Source organism: Opitutus sp. sgz309028 (assembly GCF_059821195.1).
The window spans coordinates 1,495,612-1,522,510 of the sequence record NZ_JCAMRR010000001.1; the positions used below are offsets into that span (position 1 = coordinate 1,495,612).

Below are 26,899 nucleotides of genomic sequence, written 5' to 3' on the forward strand. Positions count from 1 at the left end.
AACGAGCCGCAACAGCCGCTCCAGCGCCTCAGCCGGAGTCGCCGCGCAATACGATCGTCATGATGGAATGCGGCGGACTGAGCGTCGGTGCCGCCTGGCCGCCGATCCAGACATGAAACGGCTGCGGCTCCGCACTGGGGTTCATCACCACCACCGCGATGCTGCCGTCGGGATTGCGAAACGCGGTCGCGATCAGCCGGTCGACGGTCGGCGACGCGACGATCCTCCGGGCGCCCGGCCGGATGAACTTCGAGAAGTGTCCGATATAGTAAAACGCCGGCGTGTAGTGCAGCTCGCCCGTGCGCGTGTCGGCGTGCACCGGCGCAAAACAAAAGTTGCCCACGTGATTCGGTCCGCCGGTTTCGTCGAGCAGGATGTTCCAATCGGTCCAGCCGGAGGCGCCGTTGTTGAAATCGTGGATCATCGCGCGGCCGTAGCTCTCGCCCAGCGCCCAATCCATCATCTTATCCCAGGCGAAGGGCCCGTTGCAGCCCTCGGTCAGCATCAACTGCGCCTGCGGAAACGCGTCGCGCACGCGACGGACGTTCTCGAACGTGTCGTCCACATACCAGTGGAAGCCGACGCCCCAGAGATAGCGCGCGGCGGCCGGATCGCCGAGGAGTGTGGCCGCGCGGTGGTAGAGCTGCGTGCGATTGTGATCCCAGCCCACGATCTTCTTTCCGCCGAGTCCGCGCGCGGCGAGGGTCGGGCCGAGGTGGTCGCGCACGAAATCGCGCTCCTCCTCCGCGGTGAAGATGCACGACTCCCAGATCTGCACCGCCATGGGCTCGTTCTGGACCGTGACGCCCCAGAGCGGCACGCCGGCCTGCTCGTAAGCTTCGATGAACTTCACAAAATACTCGGCCCACGCGGCACGAAACTCCGGCCGCAGTTTTCCGCCGTGCAGCATGTCGCCGTTGTCCTTCATCCACGCGGGCGGGCTCCACGGACTCGCGTAAGTCGTCAGCTGGCCGCCCGCCGCCTCGCGCGCCGCGCGCAGGAGCAGGATGCGGTGCTGCCGGTCCGGCGCGATGTCGAAGGTCTTCAGCTCCCGGTCGCCTTCCGCGACGTAGGTGTAGCTGGCGGAGGAAAAATCGCAGCTGTTGATGTGCGTCCGCGCGAGCGAATAGCCGATGCCGTGCACCGGATCGTAGTAGGCGCGCAGCAGCTCGGCGCGTTGGGCGGGCGGAAGCTTGTCGAAAGTCTCGGCCGCGGCGTCGGTGATGGCGCCGCCGATGCCGAGCAGCGTCTCGAACGCGTGCGACGGATCGACGAAGACGCACTGCTGTTTTTCCGACGGCTGCGGCAGCGGTTCGAACTGCAGCGTGCCGGCGGGTGCCAGCCGGCGGTCGGAGCCTTGTTCGGTCAGGAAAACGTCGCCGGCCCGCGGCGCGGCGGAGAGGGAGGCCCCGGTCGCGAGCAAGGCGGCGAGGCGGGAGAAGCGAAGCGAGGTTGTCATGATAAAATCGATACAAACGATCGGGGTGCGAGCCGGGCGGTTGCCGCCGCCCGGCCCCTGACCTCCACCGCACCGCACGGTCCGGCGGAAAAGAGGGCGGAACCGCTTAGAGCCGGTGCGTGAAGGTGAGCTGCCAGCGGCGGGGCGCGGCGTAGATGAAGCCGTAGAGCTTGCGGTCGTTGGCCACGTTCTCGACGTTGAGCTGCACGCTCGAGTCCCGGCCGCGGAGCTTGAACTCGTATTTCACCATCGCGTTGATCGTGGTGCGGCTCGGGGTCACGAGGGTGATCGTGTTGCCGTTGTTATCGAGGGCGTTCTGGCCGTAGGCCGGATAGACCGTGCGCTCGCTCTCGTAGACGCCACCCGCGCCGATCGACCAGCCTTTCAGCGCCGTGGTTTTGGGGAAATCGAAGTTCACCCAGATCGTGCCCTGGTTGCGCGGCGTGTCGTCCATCGGCAGGCCCGTGCCGAACGCGATGAAGGTCGAGGTGTCGTTCGGATCCGCGTAGACCTGATCCAGCGGCCGGCCGGCGGTCGCCGCCCACGAGATGGGCGCATACCAGATCGCCCACCTGTCCTGAGGATACGGATACTTCGGCCAGGCTTGCGCGTTCAGCACCACCTTCTCGATGTGCGACCACGAGAGGAGAATCTGCAGATTCTCGACCGGGGTGATCAGGATCTGCGTGTCCCAGCCGCTGGAGCGATCGCTGCCCGTCGCCACGCTTTTCTGCGCGCCGTTGTCGTCCATCGTCGCGTTGTTCACGAGATTGTCGAACGGCAGGCTGCCGGGATCGGCGCCGTTGTAGAGCCAGCCCCACCAGCCGTATTGCTTGAGCGTCGCGACATTGGCGAAGACGGCGTCGAGAAACGCCGCGCCGTCCGCCTTCGAGGCGTTGGCATACCAGTTCGTGCTACCGGCGGAATTGGTGGCCTGGTAGATCGCGCCCGAGGCGATGGCGGCGTCCCACTGGGCGCGGGACGCGACGGCCGCGCCGTTCCAGTCGTTGGTGATGGGATTGAGATCGTTGACGTTGTAGACGATGTCCTTGTTCGGGTCGAAGTTCAGGCGGTTCGAGACCACCGGCGCGAACCACACGAGACTCGAGCTGCCGACCTGCGCGCGCTCGCGCGTGATGCGGAAGCGGCTGATCGTGCCGGACACCTTGCCCTGCAGCAGATCGATTTTCACGCCGACCTCCTCGTTCTTCGCCAGCGCCGCCTCCAGCGGCACGCCGTAGAGGTCGAGCTTGCCCTGGTAGTTCGGCTGGATGCCCTCGGAGCGCATCGCGTAGAGGGAGACTTCATTCGTCACCCGGAGATTCACACCGTATTGGTAGGTGGTATCCTTGCTGTCCGTGCTGCGCGTCGTGTAGGGCGCGGCGTCGCCGCGCCTGGTGCCGTCGGAATTGTATTCGGGATTGTAGATCCACTGCGTGTTCCAGCTGCGGTCGCGGCGCACGCCGGCGATGAGCGTCAGCCGGTCGTCGAGGAATTTGCCCTGGTAAACCGCATACAGCGCCGGGTCCGAGGTCGTGGTCTTCATGTTGTCCCACTCGACGAGCGGATAGTCCGGCGAGCCGTCGCCCTGCCGTCCGAAGCGGAAGTAGCTGAAATCGGCCGGACTGTGATAATTGGCGCGGTCGCCGGGCGTCTGCCGCGTGCGGTCGTCGATCCGCTCCTTCGTGTAGCTGAAACCGGCGAGCAGCGAATTATCGATACGCAGCCACTTGGAGCGCTCCTCGAAGAGGGTGAGCTGGAAGTTCAGCTCCACGCGCGCCTGCTCATGGACGTTTCTCTGGCGACGCTTCTCCCATTGGTAGGCGATGGTCGAGGGTTGCGGGCCCGCCGGCACACCGGACTGGCCGGAGCTCAGGCCCACGTAGTTCACGGGCGCCACCGCCCACGCCGGCACGGCGCTGCCAGCGGAGACGGTTTGCAGCGCGGCGAGGTTGTCGAGCTGGTCGAAGTTGAACGTCCCGCGGTTCACGCCCGCGAGCAGGTGCACATGCGACCCGAAGCTCTGGGTGACCTTGAACTCGACGTTCGACGTTTCGCTGTCGAGATACGTGTCGGGTCCGCTCCAGCGAAACTCGCGCACGTCGCGTCCGGGGATGGGCAGGAAGTTTCCATTATAACCGGCGCTGTCGTTGACGAAACTCGAGACCGCGGCCCGCAGGTCCTGCCAGCCGATGCCTTGAAACCGCTGCTTCCCATACTCCAGGTCGAGCAGCACCTCGGTGCTCGCCGTCGGGCGCCAGACGAGCACCGGCGAGACGAAGTAGTGATTCTCGCTGTTGAAATCCGTGTAGGAATCCGTGTCCTGCACCGCGGCCGTGAGCCGGTATCCAAGATTCCCCGACGACGTGACGGGGCCGGTGAGGTCAATCGTGCCGCGCAGGAAATCGTAGCTGCCGACCGCGAGCGACACCTCGGCCGCGGGCTTCGGCTCCGGCTGCTTGACGAGGTAGTTCACCACGCCGCCGAAATTGCCGACGCCGTAGAGCAGCGAGGCGGGACCGCGCACGACCTCGATGCGGGCGATGTTGACCGAGTCGGTGGCATTCTGCCGGCGGAAACCGTCGCGCAGCACCGATTCCGTCTGGAAACCGCGGATCTTCATATGCGTCTGGTCGGCGCTCGCGGTCAGGCCTTCGGGATTGTTGATCTTGCCCGGACTGGTCGAAAAGCTGCCGGCCGGAGCGGAGTAGTCGTTCTGGGTCTGCAGGATCACGCCCGAGCTGTAACGAAGACTCTGGCGCAGGTCCGTCGAGCCGGTGTCGCGCAGGAAGTCCGCGGTGATCACCTCGATCGGCATCGGCAGGTCCTTGATGGCCGTGTTCAGTCGCGTGCCCGAGATCGAGTTCGTGGCGCGGTAACCTTTGTCCCGCGACACATCGACCGAGAAAGGCGAGAGGACGACGACTTCTTCTTCGCTGGACGGAGGCGGCGGCGGCTCGGCCTGGGCGAACGCGAGCGGCGCGGCGGACAAGCCGGCAACGGCGCCGGCGGCGAACAACAATCGGGCGGGGTTCATCGGTGTTGGTGCGCTTGGGGGTTGGCCGATGCGCGCGATCTCGGTCGGGGTGAAGGCGGTCGCAGCGATCGGGGCGGAGGGGAACGAACGCCTTTACGTTAGCACTCGTGCCACGCCGCCGGCATCCCTCTTTCGGGGGACGGGAGAAGGCTTGGATCGGAGGCGCCTGCGGGCCAGATTGCGACGTCCGCGGTCTTCCCGCCGGAGCACCGCGCCTTACCCCGCCCCATGTTCGTCCGCCCCGCCCTGCGCTTCCTCGTCGTCGCCGCACTCGCGTCGATGCCGGCGCTTCGCGCGGCGGAGCGGCCGGCGTTGACGACCGCCGCGGCCGTGCTGTCGCTCACCGCCGAACAGGCGGGCCGCAAGCTCCCGATCGAAGTCACGGGAATCGTGACCGCCGCCGAATCCGACTGGAACGGCCAGTTCTTTCTCCAGGACGAAACCGGTGGCGTCTTCGTCGAGAACCTGCATCAGCGCGGTCCCGCGCCGGGTGATCTGGTGAGCGTCAGCGGTGTCAGCCATCCGGGAGCGTTCGCTCCGATCGTCAGCGCGCCGCAGTGGCGCAAGCTCGGCGCGGCGGCGCTGCCCGCGCCGAAACAGGTGTCGATCGAGAACCTCGAAGCCGGCGTCGAGGACGGCCTGCGGGTGGAGATCGCAGGCGTCGTTCGATCGGTCCTGGCGGATCCGGCGCGCACGACGATCGACCTCGCGGTCGGCGGGTTTCGGCTTCAGGTCTGCGCGCCGCCGTTCGCGGTGGGACGACCGGAGGCGCTCGTTGCCGCACGGATCCGGGTGCGGGGCACGACGGCGACGCACTATAATGCCGCGCTTCGCCACCTGACCTCCGTCGCCGTCTACGTGCCGCGCTGGGAGGACATCGCTGTCATCGAGGCGGAAAGTGCCAATCCCTTCGCGCAACCGGCCGTGCCGCTGCGCGACATCGCGGGCTACCGCCGCGGAGAGGCCTCGGGGCGGCTGCACGTGCGCGGCGTTGTCACGCTGCAGCAGCGAGGCGAGGGACTTTTCCTGCAGGATGCCACCGGCGGGCTGCGCATCCAGAGCACGCAGCCGGATCCCCTTACGCCGGGCGATCCCGTCGAAGCCGTGGGCTTTCTCGAATTCGAGCATCACCTGCCCGTGTTGCGCGACGCGGTCTGCCGCCGGCTCGACGGATCGCCGGCGCCGGCGGTGCCGCGCGCGGTGACGTTCGCAGAGCTGCGTCAGGGATTGCACCATGCGTCCCTGATTACCCTTCGCGGTCGCATCGTCGACCGGACCAGCCGCCCGCTCGTCCGCCCGGTCGCGGCGTTTTCCGGCCTCCTGACCACCTGGCTCCTCCAAGGCAACGACCTCGCGTTCACGGTGGAACACGAGATCGCCGGCGACCGCAATCCGCTCGCCGGGATTCCCCTCGGCAGCCTCGTCGAGCTCGACGGCGTTTGCGTTTCCACCGTCGACACGGATGGCCGCTTGCAGTCGCTGAAGCTGCTGTTGCCTGACGCAACGGCGATGCGCGTGATGGCCCGGCCGAGCTGGCTCTCGCCGCAACGTCTCCTGACCGGGCTCGGCATCGTCTGCACGATCCTCGTCGGCGCACTCGCCTGGCTGCTCACGATTTCCAAGAAAAACGCCGCCCTGCAAACGCTCATTCGCGAGCGCGAGCAGGCACAGCGCGAGCTGCAGGACGCCCACGACACGCTCGAACAGAAGGTGGCGCAACGCTCCGCCCAGCTCCAGGTCGAGATGACCGCGCGCAAGACCGCCGAGCTGCAGTTCAAGGCCGTGCTGGCCGAACGCACCCGGCTCGCACGCGACCTGCACGACACGCTCGAGCAAACACTCACCGGCATCGCGCTGCAGCTCGACGCCACCGCGAAACTCTTTGCGCGCGCGCCGCACGAATCGCAGCGTCACCTCCAGCTCGCGCGCACCTGGCTGCACCAGAGCCAGGTCGGGCTGCGGCGGTCGATCTGGGATCTGCGCTCGCGGGAGCTCGAGCAATTCGACCTTCCTCGCGCGCTGCAGCAGAGTGCGGAGCAGCTCGCCGCCGGCACGGACCTGCGCCTCGAGTTCTCCACCACCGGCGAGCGCCGCGCGCTGCCGGAGGTCGTCGAGGAGAACGTGCTGCGCATCGGCCAGGAGGCGTTCACCAATGTCGCCAAACACGCGCACGCCACACAGGTCGCCACCGAACTTGCATTCGCCCCGGACGCGCTGCGGCTGCGGATCGCCGACGACGGCGTCGGCTTCGCCCCGGACGCCGTGCCGCCGAATGGCGTGCCGCATTTCGGACTGATCGGCATGACCGAGCGCGCCAAACGTCTCGGCGGCCGGGTGGTCGTGGACAGCGCGCCCGGCCGAGGCACGGTCATCACCGTGGACGTTCCGCTGGAGCCGGTGGACGCCGCCGCCGCGCCCATCCACCTGGAGAACGAGGAGGGCGAACCGTGACACGTGCGTCCAAAGTTCGGATACTCGTGGCGGACGATCATTTCATCGTTCGCACCGGCCTCGTGGCCGTGATCCAGGCCGAGAGCGACCTGACGGTGGTCGCCGAAGCGGCCGACGGCGCCGAAGCAGTGAACCTGTTTGCCCGGCACCGACCGGACCTTGCGCTGCTCGATCTGCGGATGCCGGTGAAGAGCGGCACCCAGGCGATCGAGGAGATCCGGAGCGAGTTTCCCGCCGCGCGCATCCTCGTGCTCACCGCCTTCAGCGGCGACGAGGATATTGCCAAGGCGCTGCGCGCGGGCGCACACGGCTTCGTGCTCAAAAGCTCGACCGGCGAAGGCTTGATTCCCGCGATTCGCGCCGTCGCCTCCGGCGATGCCTGGATCCCGCGCGACGTGGCGACGCGTCTGGCGGTGCGGCAAAGTTACGAAGAGCTGACGCCCCGGGAGATCCAGGTGTTGCGCGAGATCGCGCGCGGGAAGGCCAACAAGGAAATCGCCGCCACGCTCGCGATCACCGAATACACGGTCAAAGACCATCTGAAGAGCATCATGGGCAAGCTCCACGTCGCGGTGCGCACCGAGGCCGTCACCGCCGCCGTCCAACGCGGCATCATCGAACTCTGATCGCGAACAGGCTGGGCCACGGAACACACGGAAAGAGGACTCCGTTCACTGCGCGCGCTTCCTGCTTTCGATTCGTTCGTGTGTTTCGTGGTTTCTCCCTCCACTCACCACTCGCCCGTGGCGATGGTCGCTTGCAGAACCTCGTCGAGCGGGCCGAGCGTCGGAATCCAGAAGCGCTCCCACTCGATGCTCGCACAGCCGGTGAACCCGTCGGCGCGCAGCCGTTGCATGAGCGGTCGGAAAGGAAACTCGCCGGTCCCCGGCACCGTGTAGCGATAGCCTTTCCGCTCGCTCGCGTCGGCGACGCTGTCCTTCACATGCACATGCGCCACGTGCGCTCGGATCGCCGACCAGGTTTTCAGCGGATCCTCCCCGCCTTTCTTCCAGGTGTGATGCGTGTCCCAGAGCAGTGCGACGTCCGGCACGGCCGCGGTGAAGCGCTGGATGGCCGCGGCGGTGAACAGCGAATCGTGCGTCTCGACGATCCAGTCTGCGCGCCACTGCCGCGCCCGTTTCAACTCGCGCCACCACGCGACCGTTTTTGCGGCCTCGGCCAACTCCGCGGCGTCGGCGCTCTTGCCGCCGTCAAACACCCGCAGATACGCGACGCCCAGCGCCTCCACCCAGGGCATCACTCCGAGCACCTGCTCCCGTTCGCTGTCCGTGGTTCCGACCAGATGCAGCGACGCATCGATCGCCGCAATGCGCACGCCCGCGTGCTTCACGTGTTGCGCCAGCGCCGCAGGAGAACCGAACCCATCGGCGAACCGCGCCGCGAGATCGATGGTCCCGTCGAGCGCCCGTAATTCCACCGCCTCCACGTCATGGCGGCGCGCCAGCGCGAAAACCTGATCGAGCGACAGCTCGGGACAGCCGAGCGTGGAAAAACAGCGGGCGGGAGTCATGCGCGGAGCTAAAACGAGGCCTTTGCCGGACAAAAGTCCGAACCGCGGACCGCGGCTCAGAAGCCGCTCGTGAAATTGAAGAGCCGGTCGGCGTGACCGGGCAGGTGGTCGGGCGCAAATCCGGGTAGATCAGCGGGACCGGCAAAATGACCTCGCATGCGCGACCGCGCCGTGTCATAAACGAAATCGCCCTCCCTTCAAACCCAGCACGGTGGCCGGCGTATCGGCCAGCGGAGACCCCGCTTGCACCTGGAGATGAAAACCAACCTGGGAGAGGCACTGTTGGCTCACTGCCGCAACCGGCTGCCGCCGGACGCGTTCCTTTATGTCGAGCCGGATTCGCAAATCGCCGTCCGCGACTTTGTCGCGCTCGCGCAGGGCGCCGGCCGCTTCTGGCAGGATCGCCTCCGGCCGGGAGAACGCGTCGTCATCGCCAAGCCGGACTCGATCGATCACATCGCCTGTTTCTGCGGGGTCCTGCTGGCCGGGGGCGTGCCGGTCTCCGTCAATCCCGCGCTGAAGCCCACGGCGCTCGCGGCGTTGATCGCGGACTGCGGCGCGCTGCACCTGGTCGCCGAGCCCGGTGTCGCGGCGGAGGCGCCGCGCCCTCCCGGACTGAACGTGTGGGACGCCTCGCGCCAGTCGCCCCGGGGACAGCCCAACGTGCTCGATCCCGCCCTTCGCACCGGCGAGGTGTATCCGGTTCTTCGCGACGACACGGATCTGGCGGTGCTGCAGTATTCGTCCGGCACGACCGGCGCCCCCAAGGGCATCATGCAATCGGCGCGGGGCATTCTCTCGTATTGCGAGATCTTCGCCCGCCAGCACCTGCAGTTGCATCCGGGCGACCTCACCTACTCCGTGGCCCGCGTGCACTTCGCCTTCGGCGCGGGCAACAGCGTCTTTTTCCCGCTGTATTGCGGCTGCCCGACCTTCCTCGACCCGCGCCGGCCGACCCTCGAGGTCGTGCTGGACAATCTGGCGTTGGTCCGGCCTACCGCGTTCTTCGCCGTGCCGACCGTCTTCCGCTGGATCCTGGCCGCGGACGTGGCTCCGCGCGCGGCGGACGTTCTGCGCGAGCTGCGCATCGCGGGCTCCGCCGGATTGCCGTTATCCGCGGATCTGTTCGAGCGCTTCCGCGAACGGTTCCACTGCAGCATCGTCGACATTCTCGGCGCCACAGAGATGGGGCACGCCTACATGGCCAATTGCATCCGGCCGGATCGTTCCACGCTGCATCCGCTGCCCGGTTACCGGATCGAGCTGGCGCAGACGGATCATGTGCCGCTGACCGAGGGCGGAGAGATGCTCGTCAGCGGGCCGAGCCTCTCGCTGGGCTACTACCAAAGCCCCGGACGTACGGCGGAGAAATTCCGCGCCGGCTGGTATCATACCGGCGACCTCTTCGCCCGCGAACCGGAGGGCGGCTATGTCTATCTCGGCCGGACCGATGACACCTTCAAGGTGAAGGGCAAGTGGGTCGTGCCCGAACCACTCGAGCAGCAGATCGTCGCCGATTTCAGTGAAGTGCTGGATGCCGTCATCGTCGGCATCGAGATGGGTGGCGAACCGGCCAGCGTTCTGTTCGTCCAGCTCGTGGATGCCACCACGCCGTTCGAACCGTTGCAACTCCGCCTGGCCGACTACTGCTACGATCATTGGGAATCGCACGAGCGGCCGGTCGGCATCCTGCGCGTCGACACCATGCCGCAAAACTCCAACGGCAAACGCGTGCGCGCCCCGCTCAAGGAACGATGGCAGGCGGGCAACGTCGCGCCGGTGGCGACGCCGTAGTTTGTTTTCTGTTACGCTGTGCGAGGTCAGGACGCGTGTCCCCCACGCGTCCTGAGCCTGGTTTGCGCGAGCCAGGGAGCCGTCCCACCCCGGCATTGCGCTGCAACTACCCGGCGGACAGCGCCTGCTCGAAATCGGCGATCAGGTCCGGCACGTCCTCGATGCCGACCGACACGCGCACGAGTCCGTCGTTGATCCCCGCCTTGTGCCGCTCCTCCGGCGTCATCGTGCGGTGCGAAGTGCGGCTCGGGATGCAGACCAGGCTTTCCACGCCGCCGAGGCTCAACGCGGGCATGACAATCCGAAGCTTGCTCAGCAGCGCATCGACGCCCACCGGGTCGCGTAATTCGAACGACACCATGCCGCCGAACCCCCGCATCTGGCGCGCCGCGATCGCGTGCGTCGGATGCTCCGGCAAACCGGGATAATTCACCCGCGCGACCGCCGGATGCGCCTGCAACCAGCGCGCGAGCGCGACAGCGTTTTCGTTGTGCGCGCGCATCCGCACGGCGAGGGTCTTCAATCCGCGCTCCAATTGCGCGCACGTGTGCGCATCGAGCATGCCGCCCAGGCTCAACGCCATCTCGCGCACGCGGCGCGTGACGGCCGACGCGCCGATGACGACGCCGGCATTCAGATCGCTGTGGCCGTTGAGATATTTCGTGGCGCTGTGCACCACCGCGTCGAAGCCGAGCGTCAGCGGGTTCTGATTGATCGGCGTCGCGAAGGTATTGTCGATCGCCGTCAACAGCCCCCGCGAGCGGCCCAGCGCGGCGACCGCCGCCAGATCGATGCAGTTCAGCAATGGATTCGACGGCGACTCGACGTAGAGCAGGCGCGTATTCGGCCGGACCGCGTCGGGAAACTCGCCGGCGGTGGCGCACAACGTCACCTGCACGCCGAGCCGCGTGAGCTCCTTCGCGACCAGGTGATACGTGCCGCCATAAAGATCCGCCTGGAAGACGGCGTGGTCGCCGGGAGCCAGATACGCCAGCAGCAGCGTCGAGATCGCGGCCATGCCGGAACCGAACACCACGGCGTCCTCGCCGTGCTCCAGCGCGGCGAGCTTGCGCGCGATCACCTGCTGGTTCGGCGTGTTGAAATAGCGCGGGTAGATGTTCTCGTTCGCCGGATTTGGATACGCGAAGGCGGTCGACGTAAACACCGGGCTGCACGCCCCGCCGGTGGCGGAGTCGTGATAAGTGCCGGCGTGAATGCTGAGCGTGGAAGGGCCGCGGGGGCGGGAAGGCGTGCTCATGATCGTAGGTCAGCCTGCCACCGATGACGGCCTCCGCGCAAATCCGGATTCGCGGAGAACCCGCGTCCGCTCGTCACTCCGTGCGCCCCAGCTGTCGGTTCGCCTCTTCGCTCAGCATGTCGGGCGTCCATGGCGGCTCGAACACCATCGCGACGTTCACCGTGCCAACGCCCGGCAGACGCGCGAGCGCCTCTTTCGCGCCTTCGTAGATCCAGCTCCCCGACGGACAGTTCGGCGTGGTGAGCGTCATCGTGACGGCGACGTCCTGGCCGTTGCACTCGACGCTGTAGATCAGCCCGAGGTCGACGATGTTGATGCCAAACTCCGGATCCGGAATCGAGCGAAGCGCGTCCCACACGACGGTCGAATCGATGGCTGTATTCATAAATTCGATGCGGGCTTCGGCGCGGTCGCGGGCGCCACGGCCGGCGTCCGCAGGTGTTTCAACACTCCCGCCATGTCCGCGAGGAAAAGTCCCACGCCCACCGCCAGCATCCACGCACCCGCGCGCAGCCAGCGTTCATCGAGCAGCCACGCGCCGGCGAGCAACGGCAGGATCGCCGCCAGCTGGAGCCCGAGGCCCCAGCGTTCGAGGCGTGGCGACGTGAGCGCGCTCGCGGCGGGCGTAGGCCCACGTCCGACTCGCGGACCATACGCACGCATCCAGGTGAGAAACGGCACGATCTTGCACATCATGCCGGCGATGCACGGCAGCAGTCCGCCGCCGATCGCGAGGATCGCGTAGGTCATCGCATTGAAGCCGCCGGGCGCCGAACCCCACGGCGTGCCCGGAGCGACGAGCACCGCGCCCGCGAACGCCGCGGCGAGCACGCCGCCGCCGCCCCGGAGAAACGCGCGCGTGCCCGGATCGAACGCCCGTTTCTTGCGGGTCGCGAGCGCCTGACGCAGCCCCACCGCCGAACAGCCGAGTCCCGCCGCGATCGCCGCAGCGCACACAACCGCGAGCCCGCCGAGCTGCCACGCCAGCGCCGGTGCTAGGACCAGGAGTCCGAGTTGCGACAACCACAACCCGGCTTTGGGCAACCGCCAGTCGCGCACTTCGCCAAGCGTGAACATCGGCACGAGTTGAAAACCGACGCCCTGCAGCAGCGTGACGAAAAAACCCACGAGTCCGAGATGCGCATGCGCCCGCAGCAGCGCCAAGGGATCGAGCGGCACAAACGACCAGAAGCGATTCGCCGCAAGCAACAGCCCCAGCAGCACGGTCAACAGCAGCCACGCCGCCGCGAGCACGAGCGACCAGGCGACCGCGTTGCCGCGCCCGGAGCGCCGCACCGTCTGCCACGTGTTCGTGCTGAACAGCAGGATGCCGAGCGCGACGGCGAAACCAAAATGCCCCAGCAGCTTCAGGTCCCAGATCCAGAACGAATACACCATGCCCGGCACGCCCGCCGCATGGAGCCCGAGGTGCCACCAGCCGTGACGTTCGTTGGCGAGCGTGGTGCCGAGCGCGACCGGCGCGAGTTGATACACCGCGCCGCACGCGACGGTGACGAAGAAGCCGAGCACCCACGCGTGTGTGAACGCGATGACGTGCGGGTGCAGGTGCGGCAGCGCGAGCACCTCCGGCCAGGCGACCAACAACGCGGTCGCCGCGGCGAGCCAGCCGAGTGCCAGCCCCATGAACGCCAGCGGCAGCCGGCCCTGCGTCGCGAGCCAGCTCGGCGATAGCATCGGCCGGGCTGGCGACGGCGGACGAACGTGGCCAGCTTCAGCCACGAGTCAGCACCGTCAGGTAGCTTCCGTCCGGCTGCGCGCGGCAGTCGTGACGAAACCCACGTTGCTCGGCTTCGCCGAACAGATGGCACGGCTCGCGGTCGGTCCGTGCCCGCAGTTCGACTCCCGCCGGCAGTTTCTCCAGCCGGTCGAGGATCCGGATCAACGGCTCCGGCGGCTCGAGTCCGCGCACATCGATTTCCTCCACGCCCGCAGCCTTGGCCACGGAGGTGCTCGGCGGGCGCACGATGCCGATCGGCGGCTCGGGCAGCCGGGCCTCGACGGCGCGGAGTTTGGTGATTTTGACGCGAAACTCTTCCGGTCCCTGCTCGAGATACTCCCAGCCGAACGCGTCGGGAAACTGGGCCGCGAACTGGTAATGCAGCGGAATCGGATCGTGGTCGTTGAGCAGCACGAAATGCTGTCCAACCGCGAGATCGAACCAGCGCTGGAAGATCTGCGCGTGCTTGGAGCGACCGGGAATCGGCCGCACGTCGAGGACGGAGGTATCGGTGGAGGTATGTGTATTCATCGTAGCAGAAAGTTGGATGCGTGCTTCACGCCGTTTCAGGCCGCCGCCGCGGTGCGGCGCAGGAGCGTGCGCCAGCTGCCGTCCGGCAACGCGCCGCTCTCCCCTTCCACGTCCAACGCGGCGAGCTCCTGCAGCAGGCGCACGGGTCTCGACTTGGTCCGTAGCGATTGCGGCCGACCGGCCGGCATGGCGTCGAGTGCCGCGACGATCGCTTTCACGTGATTCGGCGGCGTGCCACACCGTGCATCGAGCTCGGTGAGACAGGAAGGAGCGAGAATCGAGGCGTAAGCCGAAGCGCGGTTCACGGCGCAAAGTATGCCGCGAGCCGGCGGCATGCGCCTTGATGCGGATCAATTCCCGCGCAAATCGCGTTCTCTCTACTCGAGTCGAAACCCGGCGCCCGGCTCGTAGGTCAGCACCGTGATGCGACGGTCGCGTCCCTCGATGACACCGTTCCAGCGCAGCGCCGGCGCGGTCGGTCCGGGCAACAGCTCTACCGCAACGCGATGCCCGCCCGACGGTAACGCAAACCGCCACTCGTCGATCGCCGGCCCGTCGCCGGATATTCCCTTCGGCCGGAAAACGCGCTCCACCTTTTCGCCGTCGATCGTCACGCGCACTGTCACCGCGCTCCGATGAACCTTCTGCGTGCTGACACCCCGCATGTGCACGGGCTTGGCCGCTTCGGCCGCCGGATCAGCTGGGACCGCCGCGACCTTCTCTCCCAACGCGCGAAACGAGAACACGAACTCCGGCTCCGCGGGCGCGGGATTGTTCACCACGAGATGACTCGGCGCCACCACCGCCGCGCTCACGCCCACCGCGAGCGCAAGACCCGCCAGGGCGACGCGCCAGCGCGCCGGCCGGGCGTTCGTTTGCGCGCGGCCCGTTTGAAATTCCGCCGCGGCCTTCGCCACTGCGCGCCAGTCCGACAGATCCGCGTCGAGCACGAGCCAGTTCTCGTTGCCCCCGGCCCGCGCCGAACGAAACACCGGATGACGTTCGCCCGCGAACCGCGCCAGCACCCAGCGATTTCCATCGCGCGCCGCCGCCTCCGCACGCGCATCGCGCACGACCAGCACGCCTCGCACCCCGCGCCGAAACAACTGCTCCACGAACTTCGGCCGCAGCCACGATGCCGTCGGAATCGCCTGCACCTGATAATCCGGCAGTCGCTCGCGCCAGCGCGCCGAGAGAAACAGCCCGAGTCCGCCGTCGATATCGGCACCGATAAACGCCACCCACGCCGGCCCGCCTTCGGCTACGGTGCCGAGAATCTCGCGCTCCATCCGCGCTTCTTCGCGCCGCGTGTCGAACCACGTCATCGACATCGCCTCGGAATCGCACGAACCCGCGCACACGCCGCAACCCACGCACTTCGCGGGATCGACCAACGCGCGCGACGGAAACGGCTTCCCGTCCGTGCGCGGCTCCATCGTGATCGCATCGAACGGACAATCCTGCACGCACTGCGTGCAAGCGTGGCAGCGCGATTCGGTGACGAACGCCAGCTGCCGCGCCGCCACGCGCCGGCGGCCGAGCCACCACGGAATCGTGACGGCAAACAGCCCCGTGCCGAGCAGCGCGAGCCACAGCCCCGCGTGCTGCAACCGCAGCGCCAGCGCAAGCGGCGCGAGATACCACGCGTCGACCGTAAACGCCGGCGCCTTCACCGCCATCTGCGCCGGCTCATCCAGCGGCGCCGGCACCAGCACGCTCGCCGCCGCCAGCCCGATGCCCAGCGCAACCATCAACGGCCAGCGCGGAAACAAACGCGCCCGGCTCACGCGCACGAGATGCACCGCCAGCCCGACCGCAATGGCGAGCGGCAGCAGCATGTGCAGGAAGAACACCACGAAAAACAGCAGGCTCGGCACGAGCCGGTCGGCCACATACAGCCGCGCCATCGGCTCGCCGAAGATCGGCAGTCCGTCCAGCAGGCGCATCGAGGACACCGCGACCTGCTGCGCCGGCTGGTCCCAGACCAGCCAGTAACCCGTCCAGCCGATGAACCACACGAGGCCGATCAGACCGAGCCCCGAAATCCACGGCAGCCACCGCGCGCCGGCGAACTTGCGCGCAAAGAACACCCGCAGCGCGTGCACCACGATGAAGAACATCGCCAGGTCGGCGCTGTAGCGATGCATGGCGCGCACCCAGCCGCCGAGCGTGCGGCCGTGGATGTCCGCAATCGACGGATACGCGAACTGCAGGCTCGGCGAATACCAGATCAGCAGCGCCACCCCGGAGACCACCGCGATCGCGAGCGCGAGGTTCGCCGCGGTGCCGGCCTGGGCGAGCGGGTTGTGCTCCGCCGGCAGCCACCGCGCGAGCAGCGAATCGAACCACGCCAGCGCGCGGTCCACCCGCGCGAGCGGCGCGGCGAGCCGCGTCCGGCTTTCCGCCGGATCGATGGGCTCCGCGGACGAAGGTGCCGCACTTTCCGTCGGCTCCACCGACGGCAGAATCTCCGCTGACCCGTCGCTCACGCCGTCTCCTCCGCCAGCGCCAGAATCGCCTCGCGCAACCAGGAGCGGTGCCGCGGATCGAGGGTGAACCGGTAGGCGATCCGTCCCTCGGCATCGAGGACGAGAAAGAGATTCGCGTGATCCACGACGCCCGTCGCCGGATTGCGCACCGCGCCGAAGCCGAACTGCGTCAGCGCCGCGTGCATTGCGGCCGGCTCGCCGTTGAGATAACGAAATTCCGGATACGCTAAGCCGTAGCCGGTGGCGACGTTGTCCATCAGCTCCGCCGTATCGTATTCAGGATTCAGCGACACCGCGACGACCGCCACCCGGTCGCGCACCCCCACCGGCAGCGTGGCGAGCAGCGCTTTCGTTTCCTGCAGGATCTCCGGACACGCCGTCGAGCAGAACGCATACACGCCAGTCATCAGCACGACGCGGCCGCGCAGGTCGGCGAGCGCGAGCGGTTGTCCTTTCTGATCGACGAACACGTTTGCCGGCGGCGCGAGCTGCGTGCGGATCCGCTCGCCCGGAAACGGCAGCACCGCCTCCGCTTCCGCGCCCGGCCGGCCGTAGGCGTAGAGTCCACCCATCGCGAGCGCCGCGACGACGACGCCACCCGCCGCCGCGCGCCAGTGCCGCAGCCAGCCGGCGAGCTGGCGCAGCGGGCGCAGTCCGCGACGCCACACGAACGCCGCGACGAGCACGACGAATGCCGGCTCGATCAGCATCACCCACACGGCCGCCCACTCCATGCCGCCGGTGCGCGCGTCGTAGCGGAAGCACCACTGCTTGAACTCGCGCGAGAAATCGCCCCACGCGCTCGTGCTCTCCGGCGCAAATACGACGGCGAGCAGGAACAGCTCATACACCGTCGCGGCCGCCAGCATGAAAAGCGGCAGGCCCGTGCCGGTGAAGAACCCGCGCCAGCCGCGATCGGCGGCGGTGGGCGCGGGCAGGGCGTGGGAGCGGTCGTCGTTCACGCGCGGCGAGGCGGTCAGCGCACCGGCCAGACGTCGGCGAGCGCTTTCCAGTTGGCGAAGTAGTAGACCGCGAACGACGCGAGAAACACGAACGTGAGCGCGATCGTGCCTTTCATCGCCCAGTGATCCTCGGCGATCGCCTCGGGTTGTGCGTTCGCGAGGGCCTTGACCGTGCCCCAGTCGGCCATCGCGCGACCGTCGGTCTTCGGTCCGAACAGGATCGTGCCCACGCAGAGCAGCACGAAAAGGAACAGGCCGATGACGGCGAGAATCGCGCCAACGCCCATGACGCCGAGAAACAGGTGCGCCGCCGGACCGAAGGCACCGGACGAGTCGATGTCGTAATCGCGGCGCGGCGCGCCGAGCGAACCGGCGAAGGACATGCCGAGCGAAACGAGCAGGATGCCGATGCCAAAGAGCCACGGCTGCATCCGCGCCGCCGAACGCCAGATGAAATCGCGGCGGAAGATCAGCGGGATGACATAATACGTCACCGCCATGAACGCGAGGCTCGTGCCGCCCACGACGGTCGCATGGAAGTGGCCCGTGATCCGCAGCGTATTGTGCGCGATGATGTTGATCTGCTGCGTGCCGAGCGTGACGCCCGTGATGCCACCGATGAAGCCGAAGATCACGAGCGAAAGCACGAAGCCCGCGAAGGCCGGATTGCGCCACGGCGCCGACATCACCCAGCCGAACAGGCCTTTGACGTAGCCCTTCTCGCGCATCGCCATCTCGACCGACGCGGGGACAGTGAAGCCGTGGATCATCGACGCGAGCACCGCGAGATACATCGCGTAGGACGTGTTCCAGATCTTCCACGCCGAGCCGACGCCCGGATCGACGAGCAGGTGGTGCGCCGACGCGAGATTGATGAAGAGGATATAGAGCACGAACGCGCCGCGGCAGACGGTTTCGTTGACCGGCTTGGCGCCCGTGGCGAGATGCGCGATGAGATACCAGATCGCGACCATCGCGCAGACGTTGACCTGCTGCGACTGGTGGCCGAGGCCCCACCAGATCATGCGATACCACATCGGATCCGGCTGGCCGGTCCATCCCATCGAATAGGTGAACGTCGGGATCATCACGATCGCGCCGTGCAGCAACGTGACCACCGCGATGATCGCCGCGGCCGTCGCGCCGAACGTCACCAGCGGCACCGAGCCTTCATACGTGCGATCGCGTTTCGCGATGTAGAGGGTCGCGAAGAAGTTGAACACGCCCGTGAGCGTGCCGACCGCGACGAGGATGATGCCGAGATAGAAGAGCGGATGCGCCAGCAGCGGCAGGTAGCTCGTCATGAGCACGTCGGCCTGGCCGCGCAGGATGATGTAATCGACCATCACCGCGCCGGAGAGCATCATCGCGAACGACGCCCACGCGATCTTGCGCGAGAACAGCCGCGATTTCAGCGGCACCGTGCACGCGAAATAAAGCACGGCCACCTCGAAGAACAGGATCCAGAAGATCAGCATGTTCAGGCCGTGAAATGTCAGGATCCGGTAGAACCAATCCACCGGCAGCAGGTGCACGGCCTGCCAGCGCGTGAGCGCGAGCAGGATCGCGGCGATGCCGCCGAGGAGCAGGAAAACGACCGCGCTGACGGCGTTGAGCTTGATGAACTGCTGCGCGGCGAGGCAGACCGAGAGGCCGGTCGTCTCGCAACGGCGGGCCTGCGCGCCAGGCGCGGCGAGCGAGGTCGGGGTGCCGCCGACCGGCGGCAGCGGAAGTGAAGCGTCCAAGGACATGGCGATAAGCGAAGCGGCTGGGGTTGGCGGTTATTCGACGAGGATCTTGCCGAACATCTTGTCGTGCCCGATTCCGCAGAATTCGTTGCACACGATCGTGAACTCGCCCTTCGACGTCGGCGTCAGCGTGAGCACGTGGTCGTAACCCGGCAGCACCTGGAAGTTCATGTTGAGCGGCTGCAGCGAGAAACCGTGCTGCAGATCGAGCGCCGAGAGATGCAGGCGATAGGTTTCGCCCTGGCGGAGCTTGAGCACCGGATACCAGCTCCACATGCGCGCAAGCAGGTAGGCGTCGCCGCCCGGCGCGGGCTCGACGATGGGCACGCCCGCGAGTTCGCCGACTTTGTTGGCAGCGGCGAACTGCTCGACGCGCGCTTGAAACGCCGCGGGCTGCACCGCGTAGGCTTCGCCGCGACTGTTCTGTTTACCGCGAAAATGCCAGAACGGCATCATCACGCTCATCACCAGGCACCAGAGCAGCGCGAGGCCGATCCAGAGTTTTTCGGCGCCCGCGGGCGCCTTGAACCAACCGCGTTCAGGAATGGCGAGACTCATGGCGGAAAGGCGTCAGGGCAGCGTCGCCGGTTTGACCACGGTGAGCTCGACCCAGCCCCATACGGTGTAGGAGAGCAGCGGAATGAGGACGCCCAGCACGAGGAGCAGCCAGGTGTTGTCCATGAGGCGTTTCAGCCACGGTTCGTCGGATGGTTTTTTCATGTTGAGGTAATCGCAAATTCCGCCGCGGCGCCGCGCGCCCGCCACCAGCCGCGCATTTCGCGCAGCACGAGAAACAAGAACCACAGCCCGCCCGCCACCGCGAGGAGGCCGCCCACGCCCATCACGATCAACCCGGTCACTTCGCCCGCGCCGCGCACGTGCTGCTCGGCCGCGTAGGCCTTGCGCCCGAGTCCGTAGGCTCCGCCGATCGCGAACCCCGCCACAAAAATCGTCTGGCCCACGCCATACGCGAGGAGCTGCCAACGCGCCTGCCGCCACGTGCGGTCGGACAGCCCGGCGCCGTTCGCCGCGGGTCGCGCCGCAGCGCAGACGAGAAATGCCGCGGTCATGAACGCCATCGTCACCGCGCCGAGCGATGCATGGTAATGCGCCGGCACGAGCGTCGTTGAACTCCGAATACAGGCGCCGAGGATCATGCCGAGGATCGCGAGGGTCGCGCTCGCCGCGAACCCGACGCGCGCCACCGGCGCCGCGGGATCCGCCGGACGCACCGGCGACCAGGTCGTATTGCGCGGCCGCCAGGCGTGCGCCGCGCGGTGCCGCCAGAGGTGTCGCACGCCGAGCGCGAACACCAGCACCACCGCCGGGAAAATGGCCCAACGCATGAGCTGCGTCGCGCCGCTGTGATACAGCGTGTCGAGCGTGCCGCGCACCGTGAGCAGCGGCATCGCCAGCTGCGGCAGGACCACCAGCGCGAATACGCCCCGCGCGGCTCGCGGCGAAAACAACGAACGTCCGGTCGCGCGGCGCAGCAGCCAGAGCCAGACCGCGAGCATCGCCGCGGCGTTCGCCGCCTGGAGCACGTGACCCGCGCCCCACGCGAGAAACTCGGCGCGCGTGTAGGCGTCAACGCCGGCCGGCAGCCCGGCGCGAGCCGAGACCCACGTCGCCGCCGCAATCACCGTCGTCAGGGCGGCGGCCTGCAGCCCGATCGCCACATCCGACGGCAGTTCGTCCGCCCGCTGGCTCGTTGGTCGCGCGAGCGATTGCACGAAAAAGATGAGCGCGCCGGTGAAGAAGGCCGCGAGTCCCGCGCCAAAGAGCGGGTGATCGATCACCGGCACGTAGTTGGCCAGCACGGGCTGCGCGCCGCGGACGAGTCCGCCGGCGAGCATCGCAAGCACGCCGCCAACCGACAGCGTGAACGCCACCCGTCCGCTCGAGCCTTCGCCGCGCGGCGTGCGCAGCGCCATCAACGCGGCGAGGAACGCGTAGAACCAGACCACCAGCGCGAGGTCGACGTGCACGACGAGGCAACGTTTGAAGAACAAGGGATCGTCGATGATCCGCGACAGCACCGGCAGCCGCCCGAGCACGACGGAGAGCGACAGCAGGCCCGCAACGACGAGGCTGCCAATCGCGAGCGTGAACCAGCGTTTCGCCTCGGCACTGACCGCCGGTGGCGCCACGGCCGCCACCGCGACGGACGGGGCCACGAGCGCGCGCGGCGCGTCGACGGAGACCGACAGCGGCACGAGCGGAGCGGACGCAGAGGTTAAAGCCGGAGGCATGCGGGGGCCGTTTATAGCGGCCGCGGCTTCGTCATGCCTTGACCTGCATCAAGGCCGCGCGCCGAAAGCCGAACTATCATGCGGCTCACGTGATCCCTCCGCCCGCGAACAACGTATCCAGTTGGACGATTGCCGGAGCCGCGCCGCTGCAGCGCGGTGCGGTCGTCGTCCGCGCCCTGTTCGAACTCACCAAACCACGCCTCGCGCTCTTCTCGCTGCTGACCGCGATGGCGGCGTTCATCCTCGCCCGCTCGCCCGCGAGCGCTGCGTCCGCGTGGCTCACGCTGCTCGGCACCGCGCTCTCCGCCGGCGGCGCGCTGTCGCTGAACCAGTGGTGGGAACGCCGCACGGACGCGCTCATGCGCCGCACGCGCAAGCGCCCGCTCCCGAGCCACACCCTGGCGCCCGCGGTGGCGTTCGCGTGGAGCGCGAGCCTGTCGCTCGGTGGCGTCGGCCTGCTTGCGTTCACCGCGAACCTCACCGCTGCGGCGCTCGCGGCCGCGACGATCCTGATCTACGGCGTCATCTACACGCCGCTGAAACGCCGCACGCGCTGGGCGACGGAGATCGGCTCGATCTCCGGCGCGCTGCCTCCGCTCATCGGTTCGGCCGCGGCGGGCGACGTCCTGCATCCGTCCGCGCTGCTCCTCGCGGCAGTGCTCGTCTTCTGGCAGATGCCGCATTTCTTCGCGATCGGCTGGATGTATCGACGCGACTACTACGCGGCCGGCTTTCCGCTCCTGCCCGCCACGGATCCGACCGGTGTCAGAACCGCGCGCTGGTCGCTCGGCTACACGTTCGGGCTGATCGCGGTGTCGCTGCTCGGCGCGCCCGCGGCTCAGGTCGGTCCGATTTACTACGCCGCGGCGCTGCTCGGCGGCGCCTTCTTTCTCGAGCGCGCGTGGCGTTTTCTCCGTGACGAGCGGCGTCGCGACGAAGCGGCGCGACGGCTCTTCCTCGCGTCGATCTGTTACCTGCCGCTGCTCCTGAGCGCGTTGCTGTTGGAGTGGATTCTGGGCTGATCGAAGTGCCTCTTTTTTCTCGAGTTTCCCGTCGTCCATGAAACGCGAATTCGAAACCGCCCTCATCGCGCGGCGCGCGGAGATCCGCGCCCGCTGGCAGGAAATGCTGTTCGTCGAGCCCGTCACCTCTCCGCTGGCGCATCCCCGCACGCTGTCGTTCCTGCTCGACCAGACGCTCGACCGCGTGTTCGTCGAGCTGCGGCGCGGCGGGCGGGGAGGCGCAGCCACGCGGCCGGAGTGTGCGTGCGGGAGGAATCCGTTTCTCGCCTACTTTCGCGCCGGCAACCAGGCGCTGCTCGAGGCGCTGGTGCTCGTGCTCGCGGCCACGCCGGGACTCGACGCTGCGGAGCGGGATGCGGCGTTTGCCGATCTGCAAGGCGCGATCGACCGGATCGCCAGCGAGGAGATCGCGACGTTCGGCTCGTTGTGCAAGCACCGCGAGTCCGTCACGCCGGCGGACGCCGACCACGGCCCGGGCGCCATCTGTTCCGCTCACCAGGCCCAGTAGCCGAGCGCGGCGGCGAGCAGCACGACGAGCCACGGCGGCACGCGCCAGATCTCCAGGAGCGCGAACGCACCGAGCGCCGCGGCAACATCGCGCGGTTCCGCGATGGCCTGCGTGCACACCGGAGAATAGAGCGCCGCGAGGAGCACGCCGACGACGGCGGCGTTCGCTCCGCGCAGCGCCGCCTGCATCCACGCCTTGCCCTGCAGCACCCGCCAGAACGGCAGCGCGCCGCCGATCAGCAGCCAGGCCGGGAGAAAAATCGCGAGCAGGCACCACAGGCCGCCGACCCAGCGCTGCGGACCCGCGCTCATCACCGTGCCGAGATAGGCCGCGAACGTGAACAGCGGCCCGGGCACCGCCTGCGCCGCGCCGTAACCGGCGAGAAACGCATCGTCGCTCACCCAGCCGGGCGGCACGACTTCGGCGCGTAACAGCGGCAGCACGACATGCCCGCCGCCAAACACCAGCGAGCCGGCCCGGTAAAACCCGTCGAACACGGCGAGCGGTCCCGCTTGCGTCGCTTTTGCCACCGCCGGCAGTCCGAAAAGCAGCGCCAGAAAAACGGTCAGCGCCGCCGCCGCCCAGACGTGATGCCGCGGCGCGGCCGGCTCCGCCGGCGGCGGCAGCTCCACGCGTCCGCGATAGATCCACGCCCCGGCGACCGCCCCGAGGGCGATGACGCCGATCTGGCTGAGGGCGCCCGGGAGAAGCAGCAGGATCGCCGCGGCGCCGAGCGCAAGCGTGAGCCGCGGACGATCCGGACACAGGCGCCGTCCCATACCCCACACGGCTTGGGCGACCACCGCGACCGCCGCGAGCTTGAGCCCGTGCAGCCAGCCGGCCGCGTGCAAGTCGCCGAGCGAACTCACGCCATACGCAAACAGGATCAACAGCACCGCCGAGGGGAGCGTGAAACACGACGACGCGAGCAGTGCGCCCGCGAGCCCGGCACGTTTCAATCCCAGCGCAAACACCACCTGACTGCTCGCAGGTCCGGGGAGAAAATTGCAGAGCGCCACGAGGTCGGCGAACTCGCGATCGTCGAGCCAGCGGCGCCGCCGGACGATTTCCTCGTGGAAATAACCGAGGTGCGCCACCGGCCCGCCGAACGACGTCAGCCCCAGTTTGAGAAAAGCGGCGCCGACTTCGGCGAGCGGGGCGGAGGCGGACGGGCGGGACATGGCGCGGCGGGCGCTATCGGGTCACGCCTCCTGTCGCGGTGCCAGCGCGAAGTGGCGCCGGACAGGTTACGTCGAAGTAACGTTATTCTCCGGCGGGACAAGTTCGCACGCGGCCAGTTCCGGCTCCTCGTCGAACAGGTCCCAGGCGGGCGTCAGCTTCGATTGCGGGCGCCCGCGGATCACCGTCGCCGGTCGCAGGAGTCGCGCGCTGATTGCGAGCTTCGCCGCCCGGGCGGCGTCGAGGTTGATCTGAAACCGGACCTTGCCGCGCTCCATGACGAGGCCGATCGTGCCGCCGTCGTAGGCGAAACGTTCGCAATCGCTGACGGTGAGCACGGGACGGCCCTTCAACCGCTCGAGCAGCGCGGGCAGGTGCGCCGCCTCGGTGCGGCTGATGTAGAGGACATGACATTCGTCGAGCCGATCGCGGCGGCTGAACCGGCGCACCTGCACCGGCCGTCCCTGCACGGACTCGCCCCGGACGAGTTGGTCGAGGGCCGAGCCAAACGGATCCTGGCCGACAATGCCGATCACGAGCGGCGCACCGACAGGCGGCAGCGCCTCTCCCGGCCATTCGACGAAGCGGGTGAAGTTATACAGGAACGCGGCCTTGACGTCATACTCCGACGCTGCCTCCGCCGCACCGGCCCATGCCGTGCCCAGCAAGGCGAACACAAGCGTGAACCGCCGGACGTCCGGCCCGCGCGGGCGCAACGGTCTGGCGGGACGAAGCAGTGAACGGAGGCGTTTCATCAAGGGGTGAATCGATATCAATAGCGCCACGTAAGTTGGGCGAAAAGACTGCGCTGGAGCTCCTCGCGAAGGGGTCCCGGCGGACCATACTCGGCATGCTGGGCGTGGAGCAGATTACGCCCAATCAGGGAAAGGTCGAGCATAGCCGACGGCCTCCACCCGAGGCGCACATCGAGCTCCGTGTAGGCCGGGACCACGCCCGGCAGGCCCCCGTGGTTGACCCGGAGCCGATCGACCCAGCGCAGGGCGACATCGCATTCGAGATTGGCCGGCAAATCGAGAATCGAGTGCAGCGAGGCCTGATGACGCGGGTCGGCCGTTTCATCCAGCGCGTTCTGCAGATCGAAGGCACCGGGCCGCACGCGCACCGTTTCGCGCAGGAGCACCAAGCCGCCGCTCAGCCGCCACCAGGGGGCGAGTTGAAGGTCCGCATCGAACTCGGCGCCGTGGGTCTTCGCCTGGAGATTGTTTTCAAACACCACCGGCAGCACGGTCACGGGCGTGATTCCCCAACTGCGCAGGTGGTCGTAATCGTTGTAGAAAATCGCGATCGATCCGGAAAGACGCGACGTCAGTTGCGCGCGGTAGCCGGCCTCGTAGGCGACCACGGTTTCCGAACGGAAATGCGGCCCGCCGGCGAGCAGCGAATTTGGGGGCGCCGGCTGATAAAGATCGCGATCGAATCGCGACGGCATGCGCACCGCGCGCGAAACCGCAGCCCAGGCGGTCCGGTGCGGCGCCACCTTCCACTGCAGCCGAAAGGTCGGCTCGTATTCGAAGCCCGTGTAATCGTTGTGCTCGAGCTTGCTGCCCAGCGTGACCGTGAGCGGCTCCGTCAACCGGAGGTCGTCCTGCACAAACACGCTCCACAGGCTCCGATCGAGTCGGGCGGGCAGGAACGCGAAGTTCGGCGCCTGCTCCTTGACCGAGTCATGGGTAAAACGATAGCCGACGCCCGCGGTCAGCCGCTGCCGCTCGCCCCAGCGCCGGCTGTGGCGCAGGGTGAAATCGAAGGTGTCGGTGTCGTCCTTGATGAAGCCCGCTGGCGCAAACGGGGTCTCGGCGAACGGCACGGCGATGTGCGTGCGGTCGGCATAGAGCTGCGCCTTTGTCTCCGAACCGTCGATACCGTTGCGCGTCCAGCGTGCGAGCAGGTTGCCGCCGGCCAGCCGCGCGGTTTCGCCGGCCTGCACGTCGAGGTCGCCGGAATAGACGTCGCCCTGGAAGGTGAACGTATCCGTCGTCGATCGCATGACGTCGACGCGAAACCCGCCGCGGCCCTGCTCCCAGCCGTTCCGGGCCTTCGTTCCGTCCGCCAGCACGCCGGCCTCGTGGGTGAGGTGCTTGCCATAGACGCGATAGTAAACACCCGGCGCGGCCCGGCCGCCGTAGCGGGCCGCCACCAGCGAACGCATCTCGTCGCCGACGCCCGCCCGCACCAGCGCACCCTGCGTGTCCTGCGCGTTCTTGGAGTTGATGTTGATGACGCCGTTGACGGCGTTGGCGCCCCAGAGCGTTCCGCCCGGACCGCTGATCACCTCGATCTGCTCGATGTCCTCGAGGAGGTAGTCCTGGCCGTCCCAGAACACGCCCGCGAAGAGCGGCGTATAGACGCTGCGTCCGTCCATCAGGACGAGAAGCTTGTTGCCGACGTTGGCGTTGAAGCCGCGCGCACTGATCGCCCAGTCGTGCGGGTTCTTCTGCGCGATATTGAGGTTGTTCGCGAGCCGCAGCGCCTCCGGCAGCGTTTGCGCAGTCGAACGCTGGATCTCGCGCCCGCTGATCACCTGGATCGCGGACGGCGCCTCGCGCAACTTTTCGACGTATCCAGAAACCGAGGTCACCTCGACACTCAACAACTCATCCAGCGTCATCGCCTTCAGCCGCTGGTAGGTGCTCGGCGGCGCCACCTGGGCCGAGGCGGACAGCAACGACGCCCCGAGGCCCAGCGCCGCCCAGGTCCGGCGGGACCCGACGCGCAAAGACGAGGACGGAAGGGGAAAGGGGCGGAGCGCTCGCACGGAGGGGGCCGTGTTTCGCAAACTTTCAGCCTTTCTCAATGTAAAATCTTGTCCCGCGTGCGGCCGGCCGCCGGGGCGGGACCGGAGCTCCGCGAAAATCGGAAAAGGAGGGCAATCCATAAAACGGCGCGTCCAGATCCAGGATACGGCGCCGCCTCCGGATG

The 26,899-nt window shown here is 67.8% G+C and carries 22 protein-coding genes; 5 read left to right on the forward strand and 17 right to left on the reverse strand.

Annotation, left to right across the window (positions count from 1 at the left end; genetic code table 11):
- Nucleotides 1-28 precede the first annotated feature (28 nt).
- Entirely contained in the window at nt 29-1,459 is a 1,431-nt protein-coding gene (locus AC6RV7_RS05680) for a glycoside hydrolase family 30 protein (protein WP_500092938.1), read from the reverse strand.
- 106 nt (nt 1,460-1,565) lie between these two features.
- Entirely contained in the window at nt 1,566-4,496 is a 2,931-nt protein-coding gene (locus AC6RV7_RS05685) for a TonB-dependent siderophore receptor (RefSeq protein ID WP_500092939.1), read from the reverse strand.
- 228 nt (nt 4,497-4,724) lie between these two features.
- Here AC6RV7_RS05685 and AC6RV7_RS05690 point away from each other — a divergent pair, with 228 nt between their 5' ends.
- Together AC6RV7_RS05690 and AC6RV7_RS05695 are read left to right on the forward strand one after the other, a co-directional pair.
- Nucleotides 4,725-6,947: a histidine kinase gene (locus tag AC6RV7_RS05690; RefSeq protein WP_500092940.1), complete on the forward strand. Its 2,223-nt coding sequence runs from the start codon at nt 4,725-4,727 to the stop codon at nt 6,945-6,947.
- 26 nt (nt 6,948-6,973) lie between these two features.
- A complete protein-coding gene (locus AC6RV7_RS05695) occupies nt 6,974-7,573 on the forward strand; it encodes a response regulator (RefSeq protein WP_500092941.1) in 600 nt (199 codons plus the stop codon).
- 104 nt (nt 7,574-7,677) lie between these two features.
- Here the strand turns inward: AC6RV7_RS05695 and AC6RV7_RS05700 are convergent, their stop codons facing one another.
- Nucleotides 7,678-8,478: a sugar phosphate isomerase/epimerase family protein gene (locus AC6RV7_RS05700; RefSeq protein ID WP_500092942.1), complete on the reverse strand. Its 801-nt coding sequence runs from the start codon at nt 8,476-8,478 to the stop codon at nt 7,678-7,680.
- A 255-nt stretch (nt 8,479-8,733) separates the two neighbouring features.
- Here AC6RV7_RS05700 and AC6RV7_RS05705 point away from each other — a divergent pair, with 255 nt between their 5' ends.
- Nucleotides 8,734-10,272 carry an AMP-binding protein gene (locus AC6RV7_RS05705; RefSeq protein ID WP_500092943.1) on the forward strand — a complete coding sequence of 513 codons (1,539 nt, stop codon included), beginning with the start codon at nt 8,734-8,736 and terminating at the stop codon, nt 10,270-10,272.
- Nucleotides 10,273-10,378: 106 nt separating this feature from the next.
- On the opposite strand, the gene AC6RV7_RS05710 is transcribed toward AC6RV7_RS05705, so the two are convergent.
- The 11 genes from AC6RV7_RS05710 to AC6RV7_RS05760 all read right to left on the reverse strand — a co-directional run bounded on the left by AC6RV7_RS05710 (nt 10,379) and on the right by AC6RV7_RS05760 (nt 21,250).
- Nucleotides 10,379-11,530, reverse strand: coding sequence for a trans-sulfuration enzyme family protein (locus AC6RV7_RS05710; RefSeq protein WP_500092944.1), 1,152 nt, complete (start codon nt 11,528-11,530; stop codon nt 10,379-10,381).
- 73 nt (nt 11,531-11,603) lie between these two features.
- Nucleotides 11,604-11,915, reverse strand: coding sequence for a metal-sulfur cluster assembly factor (locus tag AC6RV7_RS05715; protein ID WP_500092945.1), 312 nt, complete (start codon nt 11,913-11,915; stop codon nt 11,604-11,606).
- Entirely contained in the window at nt 11,912-13,225 is a 1,314-nt protein-coding gene (locus AC6RV7_RS05720; RefSeq protein WP_500092946.1) for a hypothetical protein, read from the reverse strand. The genes AC6RV7_RS05715 and AC6RV7_RS05720 overlap by 4 nt, the downstream gene beginning before the upstream one ends.
- A gap of 37 nt (nt 13,226-13,262) precedes the next feature.
- A complete protein-coding gene (locus AC6RV7_RS05725) occupies nt 13,263-13,799 on the reverse strand; it encodes a DUF2249 domain-containing protein (protein WP_500092947.1) in 537 nt (178 codons plus the stop codon).
- A 35-nt stretch (nt 13,800-13,834) separates the two neighbouring features.
- Nucleotides 13,835-14,104, reverse strand: coding sequence for a hypothetical protein (locus tag AC6RV7_RS05730; protein ID WP_500092948.1), 270 nt, complete (start codon nt 14,102-14,104; stop codon nt 13,835-13,837).
- Nucleotides 14,105-14,176: 72 nt separating this feature from the next.
- Nucleotides 14,177-16,288: a cytochrome b N-terminal domain-containing protein gene (locus tag AC6RV7_RS05735; protein WP_500092949.1), complete on the reverse strand. Its 2,112-nt coding sequence runs from the start codon at nt 16,286-16,288 to the stop codon at nt 14,177-14,179.
- Complete coding sequence (locus AC6RV7_RS05740; RefSeq protein WP_500092950.1) at nt 16,285-17,250, reverse strand: SCO family protein; 966 nt, start codon at nt 17,248-17,250, stop codon at nt 16,285-16,287. The genes AC6RV7_RS05735 and AC6RV7_RS05740 overlap by 4 nt, the downstream gene beginning before the upstream one ends.
- Before the next feature lie 14 nt (nt 17,251-17,264).
- Entirely contained in the window at nt 17,265-19,001 is a 1,737-nt protein-coding gene (locus AC6RV7_RS05745; protein WP_500092951.1) for a cbb3-type cytochrome c oxidase subunit I, read from the reverse strand.
- 30 nt (nt 19,002-19,031) lie between these two features.
- Nucleotides 19,032-19,556 carry a cytochrome C oxidase subunit II gene (locus tag AC6RV7_RS05750; RefSeq protein ID WP_500092952.1) on the reverse strand — a complete coding sequence of 175 codons (525 nt, stop codon included), beginning with the start codon at nt 19,554-19,556 and terminating at the stop codon, nt 19,032-19,034.
- Between the two features lie 12 nt (nt 19,557-19,568).
- On the reverse strand, nt 19,569-19,718 hold the full coding sequence (locus tag AC6RV7_RS05755) for a hypothetical protein (RefSeq protein WP_500092953.1): 150 nt from the start codon (nt 19,716-19,718) through the stop codon (nt 19,569-19,571).
- Nucleotides 19,715-21,250, reverse strand: coding sequence for a cbb3-type cytochrome c oxidase subunit I (locus AC6RV7_RS05760; protein WP_500092954.1), 1,536 nt, complete (start codon nt 21,248-21,250; stop codon nt 19,715-19,717). The genes AC6RV7_RS05755 and AC6RV7_RS05760 overlap by 4 nt, the downstream gene beginning before the upstream one ends.
- An 89-nt stretch (nt 21,251-21,339) precedes the next feature.
- Here AC6RV7_RS05760 and cyoE point away from each other — a divergent pair, with 89 nt between their 5' ends.
- Together cyoE and AC6RV7_RS05770 are read left to right on the forward strand one after the other, a co-directional pair.
- Nucleotides 21,340-22,272: a heme o synthase gene (cyoE, locus tag AC6RV7_RS05765; protein ID WP_500092955.1), complete on the forward strand. Its 933-nt coding sequence runs from the start codon at nt 21,340-21,342 to the stop codon at nt 22,270-22,272.
- Between the two features lie 37 nt (nt 22,273-22,309).
- Nucleotides 22,310-22,780 (forward strand): hypothetical protein, encoded by a 471-nt coding sequence (locus AC6RV7_RS05770; RefSeq protein ID WP_500092956.1) that lies wholly within the window; start codon nt 22,310-22,312, stop codon nt 22,778-22,780.
- On the opposite strand, the gene chrA is transcribed toward AC6RV7_RS05770, so the two are convergent.
- The 3 genes from chrA to AC6RV7_RS05785 form a co-directional block, all read right to left on the reverse strand.
- Nucleotides 22,765-23,961 (reverse strand): chromate efflux transporter, encoded by a 1,197-nt coding sequence (gene chrA, locus AC6RV7_RS05775; RefSeq protein WP_500092957.1) that lies wholly within the window; start codon nt 23,959-23,961, stop codon nt 22,765-22,767. The genes AC6RV7_RS05770 and chrA overlap by 16 nt on opposite strands.
- 66 nt (nt 23,962-24,027) lie before the next feature.
- Nucleotides 24,028-24,714 (reverse strand): TOL_0243 family YfiR-like periplasmic protein, encoded by a 687-nt coding sequence (locus AC6RV7_RS05780; protein WP_500092958.1) that lies wholly within the window; start codon nt 24,712-24,714, stop codon nt 24,028-24,030.
- A 17-nt stretch (nt 24,715-24,731) separates the two neighbouring features.
- Nucleotides 24,732-26,696 carry a TOL_0244 family TonB-dependent receptor gene (locus tag AC6RV7_RS05785; protein WP_500092959.1) on the reverse strand — a complete coding sequence of 655 codons (1,965 nt, stop codon included), beginning with the start codon at nt 26,694-26,696 and terminating at the stop codon, nt 24,732-24,734.
- Between the last annotated feature and the right edge of the window lie 203 nt (nt 26,697-26,899).

Bases quoted from the DNA above. Each gene is read 5' to 3' on its own strand.
- AC6RV7_RS05755 (WP_500092953.1), bottom strand. From the start codon at position 19,718: ATGAAAAAACCATCCGACGAACCGTGGCTGAAACGCCTCATGGACAAC.
- AC6RV7_RS05710 (WP_500092944.1), bottom strand. From the start codon at position 11,530: ATGAGCACGCCTTCCCGCCCCCGCGGCCCTTCCACGCTCAGCATTCAC.
- AC6RV7_RS05725 (WP_500092947.1), bottom strand. From the start codon at position 13,799: ATGAATACACATACCTCCACCGATACCTCCGTCCTCGACGTGCGGCCG.
- AC6RV7_RS05690 (WP_500092940.1), top strand. From the start codon at position 4,725: ATGTTCGTCCGCCCCGCCCTGCGCTTCCTCGTCGTCGCCGCACTCGCG.
- AC6RV7_RS05770 (WP_500092956.1), top strand. From the start codon at position 22,310: ATGAAACGCGAATTCGAAACCGCCCTCATCGCGCGGCGCGCGGAGATC.
- AC6RV7_RS05715 (WP_500092945.1), bottom strand. From the start codon at position 11,915: ATGAATACAGCCATCGATTCGACCGTCGTGTGGGACGCGCTTCGCTCG.
- AC6RV7_RS05750 (WP_500092952.1), bottom strand. From the start codon at position 19,556: ATGAGTCTCGCCATTCCTGAACGCGGTTGGTTCAAGGCGCCCGCGGGC.
- AC6RV7_RS05720 (WP_500092946.1), bottom strand. From the start codon at position 13,225: ATGCTATCGCCGAGCTGGCTCGCGACGCAGGGCCGGCTGCCGCTGGCG.
- AC6RV7_RS05760 (WP_500092954.1), bottom strand. From the start codon at position 21,250: ATGCCTCCGGCTTTAACCTCTGCGTCCGCTCCGCTCGTGCCGCTGTCG.
- AC6RV7_RS05680 (WP_500092938.1), bottom strand. From the start codon at position 1,459: ATGACAACCTCGCTTCGCTTCTCCCGCCTCGCCGCCTTGCTCGCGACC.
- chrA (WP_500092957.1), bottom strand. From the start codon at position 23,961: ATGTCCCGCCCGTCCGCCTCCGCCCCGCTCGCCGAAGTCGGCGCCGCT.
- AC6RV7_RS05745 (WP_500092951.1), bottom strand. From the start codon at position 19,001: ATGTCCTTGGACGCTTCACTTCCGCTGCCGCCGGTCGGCGGCACCCCG.
- AC6RV7_RS05700 (WP_500092942.1), bottom strand. From the start codon at position 8,478: ATGACTCCCGCCCGCTGTTTTTCCACGCTCGGCTGTCCCGAGCTGTCG.
- AC6RV7_RS05780 (WP_500092958.1), bottom strand. From the start codon at position 24,714: ATGAAACGCCTCCGTTCACTGCTTCGTCCCGCCAGACCGTTGCGCCCG.
- AC6RV7_RS05685 (WP_500092939.1), bottom strand. From the start codon at position 4,496: ATGAACCCCGCCCGATTGTTGTTCGCCGCCGGCGCCGTTGCCGGCTTG.
- AC6RV7_RS05705 (WP_500092943.1), top strand. From the start codon at position 8,734: ATGAAAACCAACCTGGGAGAGGCACTGTTGGCTCACTGCCGCAACCGG.